14 protein-coding genes and 3 tRNA genes are annotated in these 17,040 nt (G+C 44.3%); 11 read left to right on the top strand and 6 right to left on the bottom strand.

Going from position 1 to position 17,040, the window contains the following annotated elements:
* Positions 1-37: 37 nt before the first annotated feature.
* The 6 genes from NQ542_RS17250 to ribD all read right to left on the bottom strand — a co-directional run bounded on the left by NQ542_RS17250 (position 38) and on the right by ribD (position 7,574).
* Positions 38-553, bottom strand: coding sequence for an OmpH/Skp family outer membrane protein (locus tag NQ542_RS17250; RefSeq protein WP_005637338.1), 516 nt, complete (start codon positions 551-553; stop codon positions 38-40).
* Positions 554-761: 208 nt separating this feature from the next.
* Positions 762-3,449 (bottom strand): outer membrane protein assembly factor BamA, encoded by a 2,688-nt coding sequence (gene bamA, locus NQ542_RS17245; RefSeq protein ID WP_005637340.1) that lies wholly within the window; start codon positions 3,447-3,449, stop codon positions 762-764.
* A gap of 14 nt (positions 3,450-3,463) precedes the next feature.
* Positions 3,464-4,207: an isoprenyl transferase gene (locus tag NQ542_RS17240; RefSeq protein WP_005637341.1), complete on the bottom strand. Its 744-nt coding sequence runs from the start codon at positions 4,205-4,207 to the stop codon at positions 3,464-3,466.
* Positions 4,208-4,224: 17 nt separating this feature from the next.
* The gene (porG, locus tag NQ542_RS17235; protein ID WP_005637342.1) at positions 4,225-4,944 is read right to left on the bottom strand and encodes a type IX secretion system protein PorG; all 720 of its coding nucleotides are present in this window, start codon (positions 4,942-4,944) and stop codon (positions 4,225-4,227) included.
* Between the two features lie 87 nt (positions 4,945-5,031).
* Positions 5,032-6,459 carry a DUF6242 domain-containing protein gene (locus NQ542_RS17230; protein ID WP_005650481.1) on the bottom strand — a complete coding sequence of 476 codons (1,428 nt, stop codon included), beginning with the start codon at positions 6,457-6,459 and terminating at the stop codon, positions 5,032-5,034.
* Positions 6,460-6,530: 71 nt separating this feature from the next.
* Complete coding sequence (gene ribD / locus NQ542_RS17225) at positions 6,531-7,574, bottom strand: bifunctional diaminohydroxyphosphoribosylaminopyrimidine deaminase/5-amino-6-(5-phosphoribosylamino)uracil reductase RibD (RefSeq protein ID WP_005650483.1); 1,044 nt, start codon at positions 7,572-7,574, stop codon at positions 6,531-6,533.
* A gap of 179 nt (positions 7,575-7,753) precedes the next feature.
* On the opposite strand from ribD, the gene prmC reads away from it, so the two are divergent.
* The 11 genes from prmC (at position 7,754) to NQ542_RS17170 (ending at position 17,031) form a co-directional block, all read left to right on the top strand.
* Positions 7,754-8,602: a peptide chain release factor N(5)-glutamine methyltransferase gene (prmC, locus tag NQ542_RS17220; RefSeq protein WP_039849975.1), complete on the top strand. Its 849-nt coding sequence runs from the start codon at positions 7,754-7,756 to the stop codon at positions 8,600-8,602.
* Positions 8,599-9,090, top strand: coding sequence for a regulatory protein RecX (locus tag NQ542_RS17215; RefSeq protein ID WP_005637346.1), 492 nt, complete (start codon positions 8,599-8,601; stop codon positions 9,088-9,090). Before prmC ends, NQ542_RS17215 begins: the two co-directional genes overlap by 4 nt.
* On the top strand, positions 9,065-9,757 hold the full coding sequence (locus tag NQ542_RS17210; RefSeq protein ID WP_039849956.1) for a ComF family protein: 693 nt from the start codon (positions 9,065-9,067) through the stop codon (positions 9,755-9,757). The genes NQ542_RS17215 and NQ542_RS17210 overlap by 26 nt, the downstream gene beginning before the upstream one ends.
* Positions 9,758-9,873: 116 nt before the next feature.
* Complete coding sequence (gene pyrE, locus NQ542_RS17205) at positions 9,874-10,515, top strand: orotate phosphoribosyltransferase (RefSeq protein ID WP_005637349.1); 642 nt, start codon at positions 9,874-9,876, stop codon at positions 10,513-10,515.
* Between the two features lie 6 nt (positions 10,516-10,521).
* Positions 10,522-10,932, top strand: a complete 411-nt coding sequence (locus NQ542_RS17200) for an SRPBCC family protein (protein ID WP_005650490.1) — start codon at positions 10,522-10,524, stop codon at positions 10,930-10,932.
* A gap of 11 nt (positions 10,933-10,943) precedes the next feature.
* A complete protein-coding gene (argH, locus tag NQ542_RS17195) occupies positions 10,944-12,281 on the top strand; it encodes an argininosuccinate lyase (RefSeq protein ID WP_005637352.1) in 1,338 nt (445 codons plus the stop codon).
* Between the two features lie 6 nt (positions 12,282-12,287).
* Positions 12,288-12,743, top strand: coding sequence for a Rieske (2Fe-2S) protein (locus tag NQ542_RS17190; RefSeq protein ID WP_005637353.1), 456 nt, complete (start codon positions 12,288-12,290; stop codon positions 12,741-12,743).
* A gap of 95 nt (positions 12,744-12,838) precedes the next feature.
* A tRNA-Gly gene (locus NQ542_RS17185) sits at positions 12,839-12,911 on the top strand.
* A 21-nt stretch (positions 12,912-12,932) separates the two neighbouring features.
* Positions 12,933-13,017: transfer RNA gene (locus NQ542_RS17180), tRNA-Leu, on the top strand.
* A gap of 25 nt (positions 13,018-13,042) precedes the next feature.
* Positions 13,043-13,115 (top strand) — tRNA-Gly (locus NQ542_RS17175).
* A 721-nt stretch (positions 13,116-13,836) separates the two neighbouring features.
* A complete protein-coding gene (locus NQ542_RS17170; protein ID WP_005637363.1) occupies positions 13,837-17,031 on the top strand; it encodes a SusC/RagA family TonB-linked outer membrane protein in 3,195 nt (1,064 codons plus the stop codon).
* Positions 17,032-17,040: the final 9 nt, after the last annotated feature.

The raw sequence follows: 17,040 nt of genomic DNA, 5'->3' as shown, positions 1-17,040 counted from the left end.
CTTAATTTGCTTCATTAAAGCGCACAAATGTAAGCATTTATTTTGAATATCCTAACTTTATCAGGACTTCATTGCTTATATCGATCTTCGGAGAAGCAAAAATGATATTCATTGACGACGCCCGGTCCATGACCATCTGATAACCTTTGTCTTCGGAGATTTCCTTCACGGCATTGTAGATCTCATCCTGTATCGGCTTCATCAGGCTTTCACGTTTTTTAAACAGTTCGCCTTCAGGACCAAAATATTTACGTTTCAAATCCTGTGCCTCCTGTTCTTTCTGAACGATCGCTTCTTCACGTTTCGACTTCATCTCGGCAGACAGAAATACAAGATCGCTCTGGTAAGTCTTGTACATGTTCTGCGCTTCCTGCTGGATAGCATCCACTTCGTTCTGCCATTTTTTGGAAACCTGACTCAACTGCTCATTCGTCATTTCATAAGCCGGAATATTTTTCAATATATATTCCATATCTATTAATGCAAACTTTTGTGCGTGCCCTGCAAACGAGCAGAGGAACAACAGACAGCTTAAGGCAATAATCTTTTTCATACACATGTCATTTATAGTTACACCTTCTGACTGCAAAGATAAGAGAATTGAAATTTGAAAGTTGAAAATTGAAAATTAATAAGATACAATTAACAATTTAACAGACTTGCCAAGTACGGTTCAAAGAATGCCCAAACGCAAAAAAGACAACCGGAAACAAATCCGATTGTCTTTTCTATCTCATATTGAACATTCAATATTCAATTTTCTAAAATTCCTGACCGATAATGAAGTGGAAGTTGCTACCACCTCTCTGATCGTATCCATCAGGACGGTCGAAACCGTAAGCCCAGTCGATACCCATCAAACCGATCATCGGGAGGAAGATACGGACACCGACACCGGCAGAACGCTTCAATTGGAACGGATTGAAATCTTTCAAATCTCTCCAAGCATTACCCGCTTCCACAAATACCAGACCGTAGATCGTCGAAGACGGTTCCAACAGGAACGGATAGCGCAACTCCATCGACAGACGGGAGTAAGCGTAACCATAGGAATTGTAGCCACCGTTACCGGCAATACTACCATTCTCGTAACCTCTCAAACCGATCGTTTCGGTTGCATAGGTACTTGAGTATCCACTCATACCGTCACCCCCCATATAGAAGGTTTCGAACGGCGATTTCTTATACTTGTTGTAAGAACCCAGAAATCCGTATTCGACACGTGTCATCAATACCGGCGTACGTTTTACTGTCAGAGGAGCCAGCGGAGAGAATATCTTCGCTTTGAATTTCCATTTATGATATTCGATCATACGGAACTTGGCTTCATCTTGATCGCTCATATTCTTATAGTCCTTGCCGTCCCATAAAGACCAAGGAGGAGTGGCGGCAACCGAGAACATGAACTGGGAGCCTTTACGTGTGTACAGCGGATTGTCAATAGAGTTACGCTGCAAATTCAATTCCAAGTTGATGTTATGACAGTTACCGTTATTTACCAGGAAGTAATCCCAGTCTTTCATCATATACAACTGATAGTTCAGAGTCGCCATAAACTGGAAGTAATCATCCGGCCAGTTCAAACGCTTACCATAACCGGCAGAAAGTCCGAACATCATGATCGACTTATCCGGGTCATAGGCCAGCTCATAGTTACCATAATTGCCATAACCGTAACCGTAGCCATAACCATAGCCACCGTAGCCGCCATAGTATGGATAGCCGCCATAACCGTAATACGGGTTATAACCATAACTGTTATTGCTCAAATAATTACTACTGATATCCGTCTGTTTGGAGAAGTAGGCGCTCACGGACAATGTATTCGGTCGTTTGCCTCCGAACCACGGATCCATAAACGATATGCTGTATGCCTGATAGTAACGTCCATTTGTCTGACCGCTCAACGTCAGCGTCTGTCCTTCACCCTGCGGAATAATGCCTTTATATGTACTCGGATTCAGCAGGTTCTTCATGGAGAAGTTCGTAAACTTCAAACTCAATTTACCGATCACACCAGTTTGTCCCCAACCGGCAGAGAACTCGATCTGGTCATTTGCCTTGGACACAAGGTTGTATTGGATATCCACCGTTCCGTTATCTGGATCGGGTATTGGTTGCGGAACCAAGTTTTCCGGGTCGAAATGTCCCATCTGTGCTATTTCACGGGTTGAACGCATCAAGTCGTCACGACTGAACAACATACCCGGCTTCGTACGGAGTTCACGGCGCACGATATCTTCATACAGGCGGTCGTTACCGTTAATGATCACTCGGTTGATAGTCGCCTGAGGACCTTCCTGAATACGTACTTCCAAAGAGATGGAGTCGTTTTCGACATCCACTTCTACCGGGTCCGCCCCAAAGAAAATGTAACCGTTGTTATAATACAAGTTGGAAACGGCATCCTCGTCGGTCGTCAATCGTTCATTCAGTTTCTTCTGGTTGTAAACATCGCCAGGTTTCATTCCTAAAATATATAACAACTGTTCCGTCGGATATTTCGTATTACCGACAAAGTTGATATCCTTCAGGTAATATTTGTCACCTTCTTCCACTTTCAGGAAGATATCCACACGTTTATCGTTATAGTTCACAACACTGTCTTCCACAAGAACAGCATCGCGATATCCCTTTTCATTATATTTCTCGATAATGTGTTTCTTATCGTTTTCGTATTCTTCAGTCGTAAATTTCTTCGTGCTGAATGCTTCCAAGATACTGCTCTTCCAGTCGTTAAACAGGCTGAACTTCTCGTTCGTCTTTTTCATCGCCTTTTTCAAGTCGCGATCAGTCAACGCACTGTTTCCTTCGAAATGGATCTTGTGGATTTTGGTCTTTTCGTTCTTGTTGATGTTGATATCTACGATCACTTCACCTTCATGTGCGATATCGTCTTTCTGAAGGATTTCGACATCCACATTCTTAAAGCCTTTGCCATCGAAGAACTTCTTGATCAGCGTGGTCGCACGATCGATCAGGTTAGGAGTCACCTGGTATCCTTTACGCAACCCCAGACGGGCTTCCAGATCTTCACGTTCCCCCTTCTTGATACCATGATAGTTGACTTCCGAAATACGCGGACGCTGTTTCAATCGGATTTCCAACCAAACCTGATCTCCCTCTATTTTAGTTGCCAAAATCTTTACATCCGAGAATAGTCCATGTTTCCAGAAACGCTTTACAGCATCTGTAATCGCCCCGCCCGGCTCAGGTATAGTAACCTCATCCCCTACCGACAAACCGGAAAAGCCTATTAACACGAAATCATCATAATTCTTAATCCCCGTCACCTTGATATCCGCAATTTTATACTTTTTGGGAGGTGACGAATAGGAAATGACCGGCACTTCTGCCGGCTCTTCAACCTTGGTAGTGTCAGTTTCCTGAGCAAAAGCCCCGAAAGCAAATCCCAGAAACATGAAAAACAGCACTATTCTTTTGTACATATAACAGCTATTGTTTATAAGATTAATTGCTCGCTTGTCTTACCGAAGCGCCGTTCACGCTGCTGGTAATACAATATAGCTCCATACAACTCTTCTTCTCTAAAATCCGGCCAATACACATCGGTAAAGAAGAATTCGGCATATGACAACTGCCAAAGCAGGAAGTTGCTGACGCGTTGTTCTCCTCCGGTACGGATCAATAAATCCGGATCGGGAATACCTTTGGTCGTCAAATAATCCGAGACGACAGCCTCGGTTATATCGTCAGGGTTTATTTTTTTCTCCACCGCCTCCCTGGCCAGACGTTTCACGGCTTCGGTTATTTCCCAACGGGCCGAATAACTTAAAGCCAATATGAGCGTAACACCCGTATTGGCTGAAGTCTGTGCAATACAATCCTGCAAAGTGGCATATGCATCTGCCGGCAAGCGATCCAGATTGCCGATCGCCATCAGACGGACGTTATTTTTCATCAGATCGGGAGTCTCGCGATGGATGGCTGCGACCAGCAAGCTCATCAACGCCTGTACCTCCGCCTCCGGACGATTCCAGTTTTCTGTCGAAAACGTGTACATCGTCAGATATTTCAAACCCACGGTTGTAGCGGCTTCCACGACTTTACGGACAGAGACAACGCCCTCCTGGTGTCCATAGCTCCGGTCTTTTCCCTTCGCTTTGGCCCAACGTCCGTTACCGTCCATAATAATCGCCACATGCTGCGGCAATCGATTTTTATCTATTTGTTCAATCAGCGACATAGTGTTTTCATCTATAACTACTGTATATTATCTATATTCTTCGCATTGTTGCAAGTCCTGCACCGCGGACCGAAATCCCAAGTAACCGTAAACAACAAAAAAGAATACCAATCTTTATTCTTCAAAAAACTACCTTTCATATGGTAGGGATCATCCAAAAACGCATTGCTGTCGTCCGTCACGTCCAGACCGTCGCCAAATAGCTTACGGAACGAGAACTCGCATCCCAGGTTGATCCTGTTCTTAACCTTGTATTTCAAACCTACACCGAGCGGAATGTTCGGACCGGCAAAAGTCTTCCCGCTACCCGGCGCTACCGTCACCCCCAATCCCATAAAAATATAGGGAGTGAAACGTCTTGCGTTTGAATACGCAAATTTATCACTGTACGGAAAGAAGTTGAACTCCATCTGCCCGCCCAGTTCGATCAGGCTCCGACTGAAAGAACCTTGTGCATGGTCCGGAAAAACATTCTGCTGCCCTTCCGTCGTACCTGAAACCTGCCCCCACATCAGATTGGTCTTTAAAGCCCACCTGAAATTGGGATTATAGCGAAAAACGGCTCCGAACGCGGGATTCAACCCTTTGAAAAAAGCGTTCTTGTTGACATCGCCCATATAAAAGGCTCCGCCTGCCATTCCTCCGATCTCATATTTATATTCTTGTGCGTGAAGACCGGTCATGCAACCGGCCAAAAGGACTAATAAGAGTATGCGCTGAAAGAAAGTTGAAGTCATAATCGTTTTCTGTTATAATCTATACCTTCTTTTCTAACGCCGAATCACTCATAAAATTATACGGTCCTCCACGAACTTTCTTTATACTTAAAAACCCAGACGGTTAATACGGCCGCGCCAGATTTGATTTAATACATTCGAACTATTGGTTTCTTTTCCACCGAAAAGATACATATAATTATCCTTATCCACGTAGATAGAAGAGAACCCTCTTGCCTTGAATTCCTGCGGCATTACAACCAATGTATCCGACAGACTCCAGTTTACGCCGCCGTCACGTGACAGGTAAATGTCAGAAGAGGCCTTACCTGCTTCATCGATACCACTCAACATAAACATTTTATCGTCATATTCCGCTACAGCGACCCCCTCCTGTTTATCAAAAGGCGCCGTTTCATCGTCCGTCAACTTCGCCCAGACTCTTCCGTCTTCCGTCGCCCAGGCCGTATTCGTCAGTTTATTATCCTTATCTCTTCCGGCAACCACTAACAAGCGGGCACGGAACATCGAATTATAGGAAAGATTACCGAATCCGGTCAAAGGGAAACCTTCGTTCAGAAGAGTTCCTTCGTTCCATACCTTCGCTTCATTCATATACCCGTAAACCAACGTGCCATTCTTGTCGATAACCACACTAAGGGCTGACGGCTGCTTACCGGTTGCCGTAAAATCATCTTCCACATCTATAGTTCCCAAAAGGGCTTTTATCACCGGTGCATTTTCGACTAGCGACCAAGTCTGGCCATCGGCTGAACTATAAAGGATACCTTTCGTCGTAACGGCATAAAACGCATCTTCATAAGCAGTAATCTGTGACAAACGGATTTCTCCGGCAGGAAGCCCCGATACAGACAGTTCCGTCCAGTTCTTTCCATCCGTAACGGCCGAACGGTACAACCGGTAGCCTTCGTTTACGTTTACAGGCTGCGTATACATATAATAAGACTCGCCACTTCCTTCACCGAAAACAACTACCTTTTCTTCCTTGACAGCACCGTTCGTAATACCTTCCTTGTAAACACCCCAGACCATCGAGTCGGGAACAACCTGGTGAATATTGACTTGCGCGATGTATGTCTTTGTCGTTTGGCCGTCCCACAATGTGTTCACGAACTTAACCGGTTTGGAGAAATCCAGCGAGTCTTCCAGGTTCCAGTAGCTTAACGTATCACTGATAGCTTCCTGCATGACCTGACAAGTATACACCGTAGAAGCCAGCTTAACCGTACAAATCACTTTTTCATCCAGCTTTGTTCCATAAGGCATTGAATCGATATTAAATATTTTCCCTTCCACCTGATCAATCGTGAAAACGACATCTTTCAAACCCGGGATAGAATCATTCGACAAAGAAAAAGATAGAATCTGACAATCTTTACTCAACTCATATTGCGTATCATCCGAACCCAAACAAGACGACAATAACAGAGCACAACATCCGGCTATAAACAGTACTATTCTATTTTTCATCAAAAAATAAGTTTGTTGCATATAAAGGCACAAAAGTAGAAACATTTTTTGCTTTATACCCCATATAGGAGAATATTTATAATATTTTAGTGTCGTTACGAATTATAAAGTTCATTTTAAGCCTTTTGTTTCCAGGTTTCCAAAAGATGTCCGTGCCTCTGTTCCGTACCGGTCAACACGCCAGGAACAGCAGGCGCTTTTACACCCGCACCCAAAACGACCGGAGCCGTCTCAACCCAGGCCTCGTCCCACAGGCCGGCATCAAGGAAGCTTTCCAGCAGTTCCGCACCTCCTTCGACCATCAACGAATTCAAATTCTGTCCATACAAATATTGCAAGACTTGCGACAAGACCTCCTGCCCGAAATCAATCTGCACATACTCGACATTCGGTCGGCTTTCGACTTCGACAGCTGTAAATACGAGCGTAGGCACCGCGCCATCCAGCAGATGCGAACCGACCGGCAACTTCAACGTCCGGTCGAGAACCACCCGGACTGGAGAACGGCCAGCCCAATGCCGCACAGTCAGCGACGGATTGTCTAACAACGCCGTACGTGTCCCGACCATAATAGCCGCCACTTCGGAACGAAGCCGATGAACCCTTCGGAGAGTCTCGGCTGAAGACAAAAGCACCGAAGGTACAGAAGCATCTTCCCTCCGGATATCGATAAACCCATCTGCGCTCTGGGCCCATTTCAGATAGACATAAGGGCGTTTCCGTATCTGGAAAGTCATAAAAGCAGGATTCAAGGCACGGGCCTCTTCTTCCAGCACACCCGTCACGACTTCGATACCCGCCTCGCGCAACATGCGTACTCCTCGTCCCGACACTTCTGGAAACGGGTCCAAAGTGCCGACCACGACGCGCGGGATACCTTTCCTTATAATCAACTCCGCACAAGGAGGTGTCTTTCCGTAGTGGGAACAGGGTTCGAGACTTACATAGATAGTAGAATCCCGCAAAAGCGCTTCATCCCGAACGGAAGCCACCGCATTCACTTCGGCATGCGCTTCGCCACATTTGCGATGAAACCCTTCCCCTATGATCTTCCCTTTATGCACAATCACCGCACCGACCATCGGATTCGGAGCCGTATTGCCTTCTCCACCCCGTGCAAGCTCGATGCAGCGGGCCATATATTTCTCTTCGACAACCATCTTCTTTTGTTCTTTATTCAACAAAAGTACAAAGATTATGAAAAACCAGCGGGAAAATATATTTTCACCGTAGAAAAATTTTTGTTTCACTGTTTGGAAACCTTTGTTTCGATATCGGAAAATTCTTTCTTTGTTTGGTTGCAATTTATCTTATGCTTACTTTTGCCCAAAAACAAAATATGACTGAAACCATCGCATACATTAAGGAATCATTGAGGGATCTATACCCATCCTCCGAGGTCAGCAGCCTAGTTCGTTTAATTATGGAGCGGGTTTGTAATATTCAGCCGCATCATTTTTTATTTTGTAAAGACAAAGAACTGCCAGAAAGCGAAAAAAGCCGAATTCATGACATAGTCGAACGTTTGAAGCAGATGGAGCCTATCCAATACATATTAGGAACGGCCGATTTCTACAGCCTTCAGTTCGAAGTAGACCCGTCCGTCCTGATACCACGTCCGGAAACAGAAGAACTGGTCGAGCAGGTCATCCTCGACAATGCAGACCAAAAGATCAAGATATTGGATATCGGAACGGGAAGCGGCTGCATAGCCGTCACACTCCGGAAGCATCTGAAAAAAGCAAGCGTGATTGCGACGGACATTTCGGCGGAAGCGCTCGCGACCGCCCGCCGGAATGCCAAACGCAACAACACAACGGTCACTTTCATCCAGACAGATATCCTAGACCCGGAGAAAGCGGAAATGGACATTCCGTTCATTCTGGACGTCATCGTCAGCAATCCGCCCTACATCAAGGAGGAAGAAAAAAAAGACATGGAGCGGAACGTGCTGGACTACGAACCACACCTGGCTCTTTTCGTCCCGGACAACGACCCGCTGCTCTATTATTGGCATATTGCCCATTTCGGAAAGAAAAAACTGAGAAGAAACGGCCATCTCTACTTCGAAATCAATGCGGCATGCGGCAATATGGTTGTTGAGATGCTGGAGGAAGAAGGCTACAAGAATATCGAATTGATCCAAGACTTGTCTGGCAAGGACCGGATTATAAAAGCACGCAAATGAAACAAATCAGTGAATCTGAAATGCTTCACCGGGCAGCCGCCTACTGTTCTGCCAGCGAACGCTGCATCCAGGATGTCGAAAAGAAAATCAAAGCGGCGGGATTGGCCGGGGAAGAAAGCGACCGGATCGTCTCCCGCCTGCTACAAGAACGTTTCATCGACGAAAGCCGTTTTGCACGCTATTTCGTAAACGACAAATTACGCTTCAACAAATGGGGACGTGTCAAGATCAACTACGAGATGCAGCGGAAAGGCATTCCATCCAGTATCCGCTCGGAAGCACTGGAAGGTATCGACGAACAAGAATATCGCTCCATCCTCCTTTCTCTCCTGAAAAGCAAAAAGAAAGTAACCCGTGGTAAGGACGATCGGGAGGTTTACGCCAAACTGCTCCGCTTCGCCGCCGGACGCGGTTTCGAAACAAGGGAAACAAGCCGCTGCCTGAAACAACTGTTCAACGGGAATGACTACGAGGATGATTTTGAATGACCTCCTCAACCTTTTCTATCCTCGCCTCTGCCTGCTTTGCCAGAGGTCTTTAGTGGAAGGGGAAGAGCATATTTGCCTGCATTGTTCGAATCATTTGCCCTACACGCATTTTACGGATATGGAGACGAATCCGGTCTGTCTGCTTTTACAGGGAAAAACATCTTTCGTCGCCGCCACCGCTCTGCTCCACTTCACGAAAGGGGGAAGCGGGCAAAAGCTAATCCATTCCTTAAAATATCATGGAAACAAAAAACTCGGATACGAACTGGGACGCATGGCTGCTACCACCTACCGGGAGACAGGGCTGTTCGACACCGTCGATCTCCTTTTGCCGGTCCCGCTCCACCCGAAAAGAATGAGGCAAAGAGGTTATAACCAGTCGGAATGGATCGCATACGGCATCCGTTCCGCCACTGGAATCGCGGTCGACACCTCATCCTTGTCCCGCATAAAAAAGACCGAAAGTCAAACCCGCAAGCAGATATTCGAACGATCGGAAAATGTAGAGGACATCTTCCGTGTAGAGAACACCGACACGTTGAAAAACAAACACATTCTACTGGTGGACGATGTTATTACGACCGGTTCCACCATGAATGCCTGTGCAGAAGCCATGAAAGCCATATCCGGCATCCGGATCAGTATTTTAGGCATAGCTGTGGCATAAACTCTCCTTAAACCTGCTATACAATATGTATAGCTTATTTTTTTGAAGAACTACAAGGTTATCTCATTCCCTTTGTCTACCTTTGCAGACTGATATAAACATTTTTATTAGGTTGTATGAAAACACTGGAAAGATTAGTAGCAGAGAGATTATTAAAGATTAAGGCGGTCAAATTGCAGCCGGCCAATCCTTTCACATGGGCATCCGGTTGGAAATCACCAATCTACAACGACAACAGAAAGACACTTTCCTATCCGGAAATCAGAAGTTTCATTAAACTGGAGCTGGCTCGCACAATCAGCGAAAAGTATGAAAATGCCGATGCTATTGCTGGTGTTGCAACCGGAGCAATCGCCCAGGGTGCATTAGTTGCCGACCTACTGGGTCTGCCGTTCGTGTACATCCGTTCAACTCCTAAAGATCATGGATTGGAAAACCTGATTGAAGGCGAACTGAAACCGGGTTCAAAAGTAGTGATTGTAGAAGATTTGGTTTCTACAGGTGGTAGTAGTTTGAAAGCCGTACAGGCTGTCCGTAATTTCGGTTGTGACGTTGCCGGTATGGTTGCCATTTTCACGTATGGTTTCCCTGTTGCAGTAGAGGCTTTCAAAGAGGCAAAAGTTACATTGACGACTCTAAGTAACTATGATGCCGTGCTGGAAGAAGCATTGCGTACAGATTACATTGACGAATCCGAAATCGCAGTCCTTCAGGAATGGCGCAAAGATCCGGCAAACTGGAATCCCGAAACAAAGTAAGTGAAAATGACTGAATTTGTTAGCGAAGTGAAAACGATCCCCTTTAACGAGGATCGTATTTTTAATATGCTGTCCGACCTATCCAACTTAGGAAAGGTGCAGGACCGCATACCTCAAGATAAGATTCAAGATTTCGAGTTCGATAAAGACTCTTGCAGTTTTTCCGTCGCACCGGTAGGCAAGATAACCTTCCAGATCGTGGAACGTGAACCGAACAAGACGATCAAATTCACGACCACGAACTCGCCTGTTCCCCTGTTCCTTTGGATTCAGCTAAAACAGGTAGAAGAGAACGACACACGGATGAAAATAACCGTCCGCGCCGAACTGAATCCGTTTATCAAACCAATGGTATCAAAACCATTGCAGGATGCGATCGATAAAATATCGACCATGTTGGCATCCCTGCCTTATTAAATGTTTTTTTGATGGCTCAGAAACTTTGGGAAAAGAATGTTCAGGTAGACCAGGAAGTGGATACCTTTACGGTAGGCAAAGACCGTGAGATGGATCTCTATCTCGCCAAGTACGACGTGCTCGGCTCGATGGCTCACATCACCATGCTGGAAAGCATCGGGCTGCTTACCAAAGAGGAACTGACGATCTTGCTTGCCGAACTGAAAAATATCTATGCCGTTGCCGACTGTGGCCGGTTTGTAATTGAAGAGGGCGTGGAAGACGTCCACTCGCAGGTGGAACTGATGCTGACACGCAGCCTGGGTGACACAGGGAAAAAGATACACAGCGGACGTTCACGTAACGACCAAGTGCTGCTGGATCTGAAGCTGTTCACCCGCGCACAGATTCAGGAAATCGTAGAGTTGGTATCCGACCTGTTCGAGGTGTTGATCTCGCAGAGTAACCGTTATAAGGACGTGCTGCTTCCCGGATATACACATTTACAGATTGCCATGCCGTCATCATTCGGACTTTGGTTCGGCGCCTATGCCGAAAGCCTGACCGATGATTTGCAGATGATGCAGGCTGCTTATAAAGTTTGCAACCGCAACCCGTTGGGCTCTGCGGCCGGATATGGCTCTTCTTTCCCGCTGAGACGCCAGATGACAACAGATCTGCTCGGCTTCGACTCGCTCGATTATAATGTCGTTTACGCCCAGATGGGACGTGGCAAAATGGAACGTACCGTAGCTTTTGCCATGGCCGGCATTGCGGCAACCCTTTCCAAACTAGCTTTCGATGCTTGTATGTTCAACAGCCAGAACTTCGGTTTCATCAAGTTGCCGGACCAGTTCACAACAGGATCCAGTATCATGCCGCATAAAAAGAATCCGGACGTGTTCGAGCTGACGCGTGCCAAATGCAACAAGCTGCAAGGATTGCCCCAGCAGATCACACTGATCAGCAACAACCTTCCATCAGGCTATTTCCGCGACCTGCAGATCATAAAGGAAGTATTCCTCCCCTCTTTCGACGAGTTGAAGGATTGCCTCCGCATGGTTACGCACATGATGCGGGAAGTAAAGGTGAACGAGCAGATCTTAGACGATGACAAATATGCACTCCTCTTTAGTGTGGAAGAGGTAAACCGCCTCGTTTTGGAAGGTATGCCTTTCCGTGACGCTTACAAGCAGGTAGGATTGAACATCGAAGCTGGTAAATTCGTCCCTGTCAAGAAAGTTCACCATACGCACGAAGGAAGTATCGGAAATTTATGCAATGACCAGATTTCCGCCTTGATGCAAAATATCATGGACGGTTTCGCGTTTAATAGAGTAAACGAGGCTGAGCAACAGCTGTTATCCTAATAAACGATGAAACGGTTTTTATTTTGCTTACTTATATCATTAGTTTGTTCGTGTTCCAAATTCGAAGAATCGGATATACCCTATGCACCGGTATATTTAGAACTAGACCTGCGCTTCGGCGACAAAGATCTAGTAGGCATATACAATCACAAATCCATCACTAAAGCCCGTACTGCCGGAGAAAAGACGGGCTTTTCCGGTGTTTTGGTTGTATGCGGAATCGACAATTACGGAAATGCGACCTACTATGCATTTGATCTGTGCTGTCCCCACGAAGCCAAAAAGAATATCATCATAGAAGCCGACAATGCAGGAAAAGCAATTTGCCCGGAATGCGGAACTGAATATGATATCGGCTATGGGACCGGAGCACCGACAAAGGGCGTATCGCAATTTCCATTAAGAAAATATTACATGACTCCAGTATCGTCCGACAGACAGGAATGGGTTGTGAGAAACTAAAAAAATGCGTTGCCCTGCATTTTTTTATTCCAAATATTTGCAGAAACAAAAATTTCATCTACCTTTGCACTCGCAAACGAAAACAATGCAACAATGCGGAAGTAGCTCAGTTGGTAGAGCATAACCTTGCCAAGGTTAGGGTCGCGGGTTCGAGTCCCGTCTTCCGCTCATCTCTTAAGAGAAAGGGATGCTCGAATGGTGGAATCGGTAGACACGAAGGACTTAAAATCCTTTGGCCATTGCGGCTGTGCGGGTTCAAGTCCCGCTTCGAGTACACAAGTTTGAGCAAACAATATTTTGCGGAAGTAGCTCAGTTGGTAGAGCATAACCTTGCCAAGGTTAGGGTCGCGGGTTCGAGTCCCGTCTTCCGCTCGCTTCCAAAAGGCCTCGTTATTCTTAGGAATAGCGGGGCTTTTTATTTTCCTACCATTTGCTTTTGCCACAAGAGAATGCGTATCTTTTAAATACCGAGCGCACACAGATATATGCAAAATAGGTATTGAATGTTAAAAACAACTTGAACAGCCTCTCGAAACTCGGGAGGTAAGAGACGTACAGAGCCAAATATCTGCACAACCGACCATGTGGTGATCCGGCAACATACGTGGTTTTAATACAAAAAAGAACGTTGCATCTCACTATAATAAACAAACTATAGTTCTTGAGGAACTATGGAATTCCACCATAATAACAAAAAGCTTTCAGAAAAAAAACTTAATAATAGAGTATATTAAATACTACGTTTTTGCAAACGTAAACAATCCATTTAACATGAGCAACTTTTTTTACAAAATAAATTCAACATTTAAAACAATAGGAATAAAATAATTTTCTCCTATGTCAAAAAAGACATTGTAATGATAACAATTTCCACTCCTCATACATTTAAGACATTGAATAATAAGATTCTTTCTATATATAAGTTCCATAGTTCCTCAAGGACTATGGAGACATCATTTAGATAATTAGTTAAATAATATGCTTAAAGTAGAAATTCATAATCAATAAAAAATAGCCTATGGGATAAAAACAAAAAAAGAACACAGTTAAAAGTAACAACAGTTAACGTAAAATCTATAATTCCGTAAAAAACATGATCAAAAATGAATTAAATCAAAAATTGCAATTAACATGTATCGTGTGTGCATTGCTATCAGGTACAAATTATCTTCATGCCAATGGCAAATGGTTAGATAGACATGAAAAGGAAATAATCCCTACTGTTAAAAAACTCACAGAAGAAGGGATCCATATAAATGGTACAGTACGAGATTCCCAGGGAGAACCACTTTCTGGAGTGAATATTGTAATAAAAGGACAAACGATAGGTACAACAACAGATATAGATGGCAACTATTTTTTAGAAGTTCCAAGTCGAAGTTCTATACTAGTATTCACTTACATTGGATTTGAAGAGCAGGAAATTGTTGTTGGTAACCAAATCAACATAAACTTGAACATGCACGAAATTTCGACAGGCTTGAATGAAGTGGTAGTAGTCGGCTATGGCTCTCAAAAACGTGCATCGATAGTAGGTTCGATTACAACAATCGAGCCTCAGGTATTAAGCCAAGGGACAACACGTGCCTTAAGTAACAACTTGGCGGGAAATGTGGCAGGTGTAATTGCCGTGCAACGATCAGGAGAACCGGGAGCGGACGGTTCCAATTTCTGGATACGAGGTATTTCATCTTTCCAAGGAGCAGGAACCAGTCCTTTAGTATTAGTCGACGGCATCGAACGAACACTCGATGACTTGAACCCTGCTGAAATCGAATCATTTTCTGTGTTAAAAGATGCATCTGCTTCAGCCGTTTATGGTGTACGTGGAGCAAACGGCGTTATTTTGGTGCAAACTAAACGTGGGAAATTAGGAAAACCTACAGTCAATGTCCATTTCGAACAAAGTTTTACTCAACCAACAAAATTACCCCAATACATCGGTTCAGCAGAGTATCTGACATTATTGAATGAAATAGCAAAAGATAACGGTCAACAGCAATCTCCCTATTCGCAAGAAACCATTGATCACTACATAAATCGAACTGATCCGGATTTATACCCGGATGTAAATTGGATGGATCTGATTACGAAAGATTTTGCCATGAATCAACGTGCAGATATTACTGTCAACGGAGGTTCTGACATTTTACGCTATGCAGTGGTCGGATCATATTATGGCGAACAAGGTATTTTCGAACGCGACAAGAGTCAAAGTTGGAACAGTGGAACACATCTAAACAAATTCAACTTACGCTCGAATGTAGACATCAATATCACAAAAACAACGCAATTGACAGTCAGTGTCGGTGGCTATTTACAGGAGATGAATAAAATGGCAATATCTTCCGATGATGCATTTTCGGGAGCATTCGAGACCCCTCCATTCATACATCCGGCCTATTATAAAGAAGATGATAATATCTATTTTCCAGTAGTCAATCAACGAGTGAATCCGTACGTACAGGTTACTCAAAAAGGATATGCAACAACCTCTCAAAGTAAAATCGAATCGTTGTTCGCATTAGAGCAAGATTTGAAATTTATTACTCCTGGACTGAAAATAAAGGGTATTTTCTCATTTGATCGCTATTCTTGGTCAGGCGTTACTCGTTCAAAAACACCAGACTTGTATCAACCGGCTACCCAACGCGATGAAAATGGTAATTTAATTTTGAACATATCCAGTTACGGACAACAATTTTTGAGCACTTCCGAAAATAATGATTGGGGAAACAAAGCAACTTATGTAGAACTGAATTTGAATTATGAAAGGACATTCGGGAAACATCAGGTTGAAGGTTTGTTCTTGTATAACCAACGGGATTACCAGCAATTTGAAGAATCGTACGACATCGTACCTTATCGCCGCATGGGTATCGCCGGACGAGCATCTTACACATATGACAATCGATATATTGCAGAATTTAATTTCGGTTATAACGGATCAGAGAATTTTGCCAAAGGATATCGCTTCGGATTTTTCCCGTCCGTAGCAATTGGTTACTTGCTTTCGGAAGAAAAGTTCATGGAACCATACAAAGACACGTTCAGCAAAATCAAGTTTCGTGGTTCATTCGGCTTGACAGGGAACGACCAATTAGACGGACGTCGCTTTGCTTACCAGACAACATTGGGAGAAGACGGAACGGGTTATGACTGGGGAACCAACGGACAATATTATCATCGGAATTCTCGCTTTGAAGGTGATTTCGGAATTCCTAATCTGACATGGGAAACCGTATCGAAAACAAATGCAGGTTTCGAATTGGGCCTCTGGAATATGATCGACTTCCAAGTGGACTATTTCTTTGAACACAGATATAATATCTTTATGAAACGAAATAATATTCCGACATCAGCAGGATTTAGAAATACACCATGGGCTAATTATGGGAAAGTAAATAATCAGGGGATCGACCTAGCATTAAACGTAAACAAACAAATCAATAAAGATTTATACGTCGGCTTCCGGGGATCTTTTACATACGCCCAGAACAAAATCATCGAACAGGATGAGGCATTAGGCGTCATGGGGACGAATCGTCAACGGACAGGCGAAAAAGTCAACCAGTTATTTGGATTAGTCGACGAAGGCCTGTTTACTTTTGATGATTTCCAAAAAGATGCCAACGGAGATTATCTGATTGCCGAGAATGGCGGTTACGTTGTAAACGAGGATATTCCTACCCATACATTCGGTCCGGTTCGCCCCGGTGACATCAAATATAAAGACGTGAATGGGGATGGCGTTGTCAGTTCATTGGACGAGACTGCCATAGGAGGAACATACAACCCTCAGATCGTATACGGCTTCGGTGCCAATTTTCGCTATAAGAATCTAGATTTTAACATATTCTTCCAAGGGAATGGGATGACATACGGATTTAAAGGAGGATGCAGCAACAAGTTTACCCCTGGTGAAACAATGGGGGCCATGGGAAATATCCTGACTAACTATCAAGACCGTTGGACCGTTGAAAATCCAAGCCAAGATGTATATTACCCACGTTTGACATGGGGGAAAAGCGAGAATAATGTTCGAAACTCTACATGGTGGTTGGAAAACATGAGTTTTCTCCGAGTGAAAGATATAGAGATCGGCTATACGCTCCCGAAATCTTGGGTACGACAAATTGGCCTGTCGAACATTCGTTTATATGCAAAAGGTAGTAATCTGTTCACATTCTCAAAATTTGACTTATGGGATCCTGAAGTCGACACATCCGTAGGAACAAAATACCCGATAATGAAATCATTTTCAGCAGGTTTTGATATTAATTTCTAAAAATAAAAA

It is taken from the genome of Parabacteroides merdae ATCC 43184, from assembly GCF_025151215.1.
In the GTDB taxonomy this organism is placed as follows: Bacteria; Bacteroidota; Bacteroidia; order Bacteroidales; family Tannerellaceae; genus Parabacteroides; species Parabacteroides merdae.
Note: the sequence above shows the minus strand (reverse complement) of the source record. Positions and strands in the feature narration are given on the sequence as shown.

Bases quoted from the DNA above. Each gene is read 5' to 3' on its own strand.
- NQ542_RS17250 (WP_005637338.1), bottom strand. From the start codon at position 553: ATGAAAAAGATTATTGCCTTAAGCTGTCTGTTGTTCCTCTGCTCGTTT.
- bamA (WP_005637340.1), bottom strand. From the start codon at position 3,449: ATGTACAAAAGAATAGTGCTGTTTTTCATGTTTCTGGGATTTGCTTTC.
- NQ542_RS17240 (WP_005637341.1), bottom strand. From the start codon at position 4,207: ATGTCGCTGATTGAACAAATAGATAAAAATCGATTGCCGCAGCATGTG.
- porG (WP_005637342.1), bottom strand. From the start codon at position 4,944: ATGACTTCAACTTTCTTTCAGCGCATACTCTTATTAGTCCTTTTGGCC.
- NQ542_RS17230 (WP_005650481.1), bottom strand. From the start codon at position 6,459: ATGTTTCTACTTTTGTGCCTTTATATGCAACAAACTTATTTTTTGATG.
- ribD (WP_005650483.1), bottom strand. From the start codon at position 7,574: ATGGTTGTCGAAGAGAAATATATGGCCCGCTGCATCGAGCTTGCACGG.
- prmC (WP_039849975.1), top strand. From the start codon at position 7,754: ATGACTGAAACCATCGCATACATTAAGGAATCATTGAGGGATCTATAC.
- NQ542_RS17215 (WP_005637346.1), top strand. From the start codon at position 8,599: ATGAAACAAATCAGTGAATCTGAAATGCTTCACCGGGCAGCCGCCTAC.
- NQ542_RS17210 (WP_039849956.1), top strand. From the start codon at position 9,065: ATGACTACGAGGATGATTTTGAATGACCTCCTCAACCTTTTCTATCCT.
- pyrE (WP_005637349.1), top strand. From the start codon at position 9,874: ATGAAAACACTGGAAAGATTAGTAGCAGAGAGATTATTAAAGATTAAG.
- NQ542_RS17200 (WP_005650490.1), top strand. From the start codon at position 10,522: ATGACTGAATTTGTTAGCGAAGTGAAAACGATCCCCTTTAACGAGGAT.
- argH (WP_005637352.1), top strand. From the start codon at position 10,944: ATGGCTCAGAAACTTTGGGAAAAGAATGTTCAGGTAGACCAGGAAGTG.
- NQ542_RS17190 (WP_005637353.1), top strand. From the start codon at position 12,288: ATGAAACGGTTTTTATTTTGCTTACTTATATCATTAGTTTGTTCGTGT.
- NQ542_RS17170 (WP_005637363.1), top strand. From the start codon at position 13,837: ATGATCAAAAATGAATTAAATCAAAAATTGCAATTAACATGTATCGTG.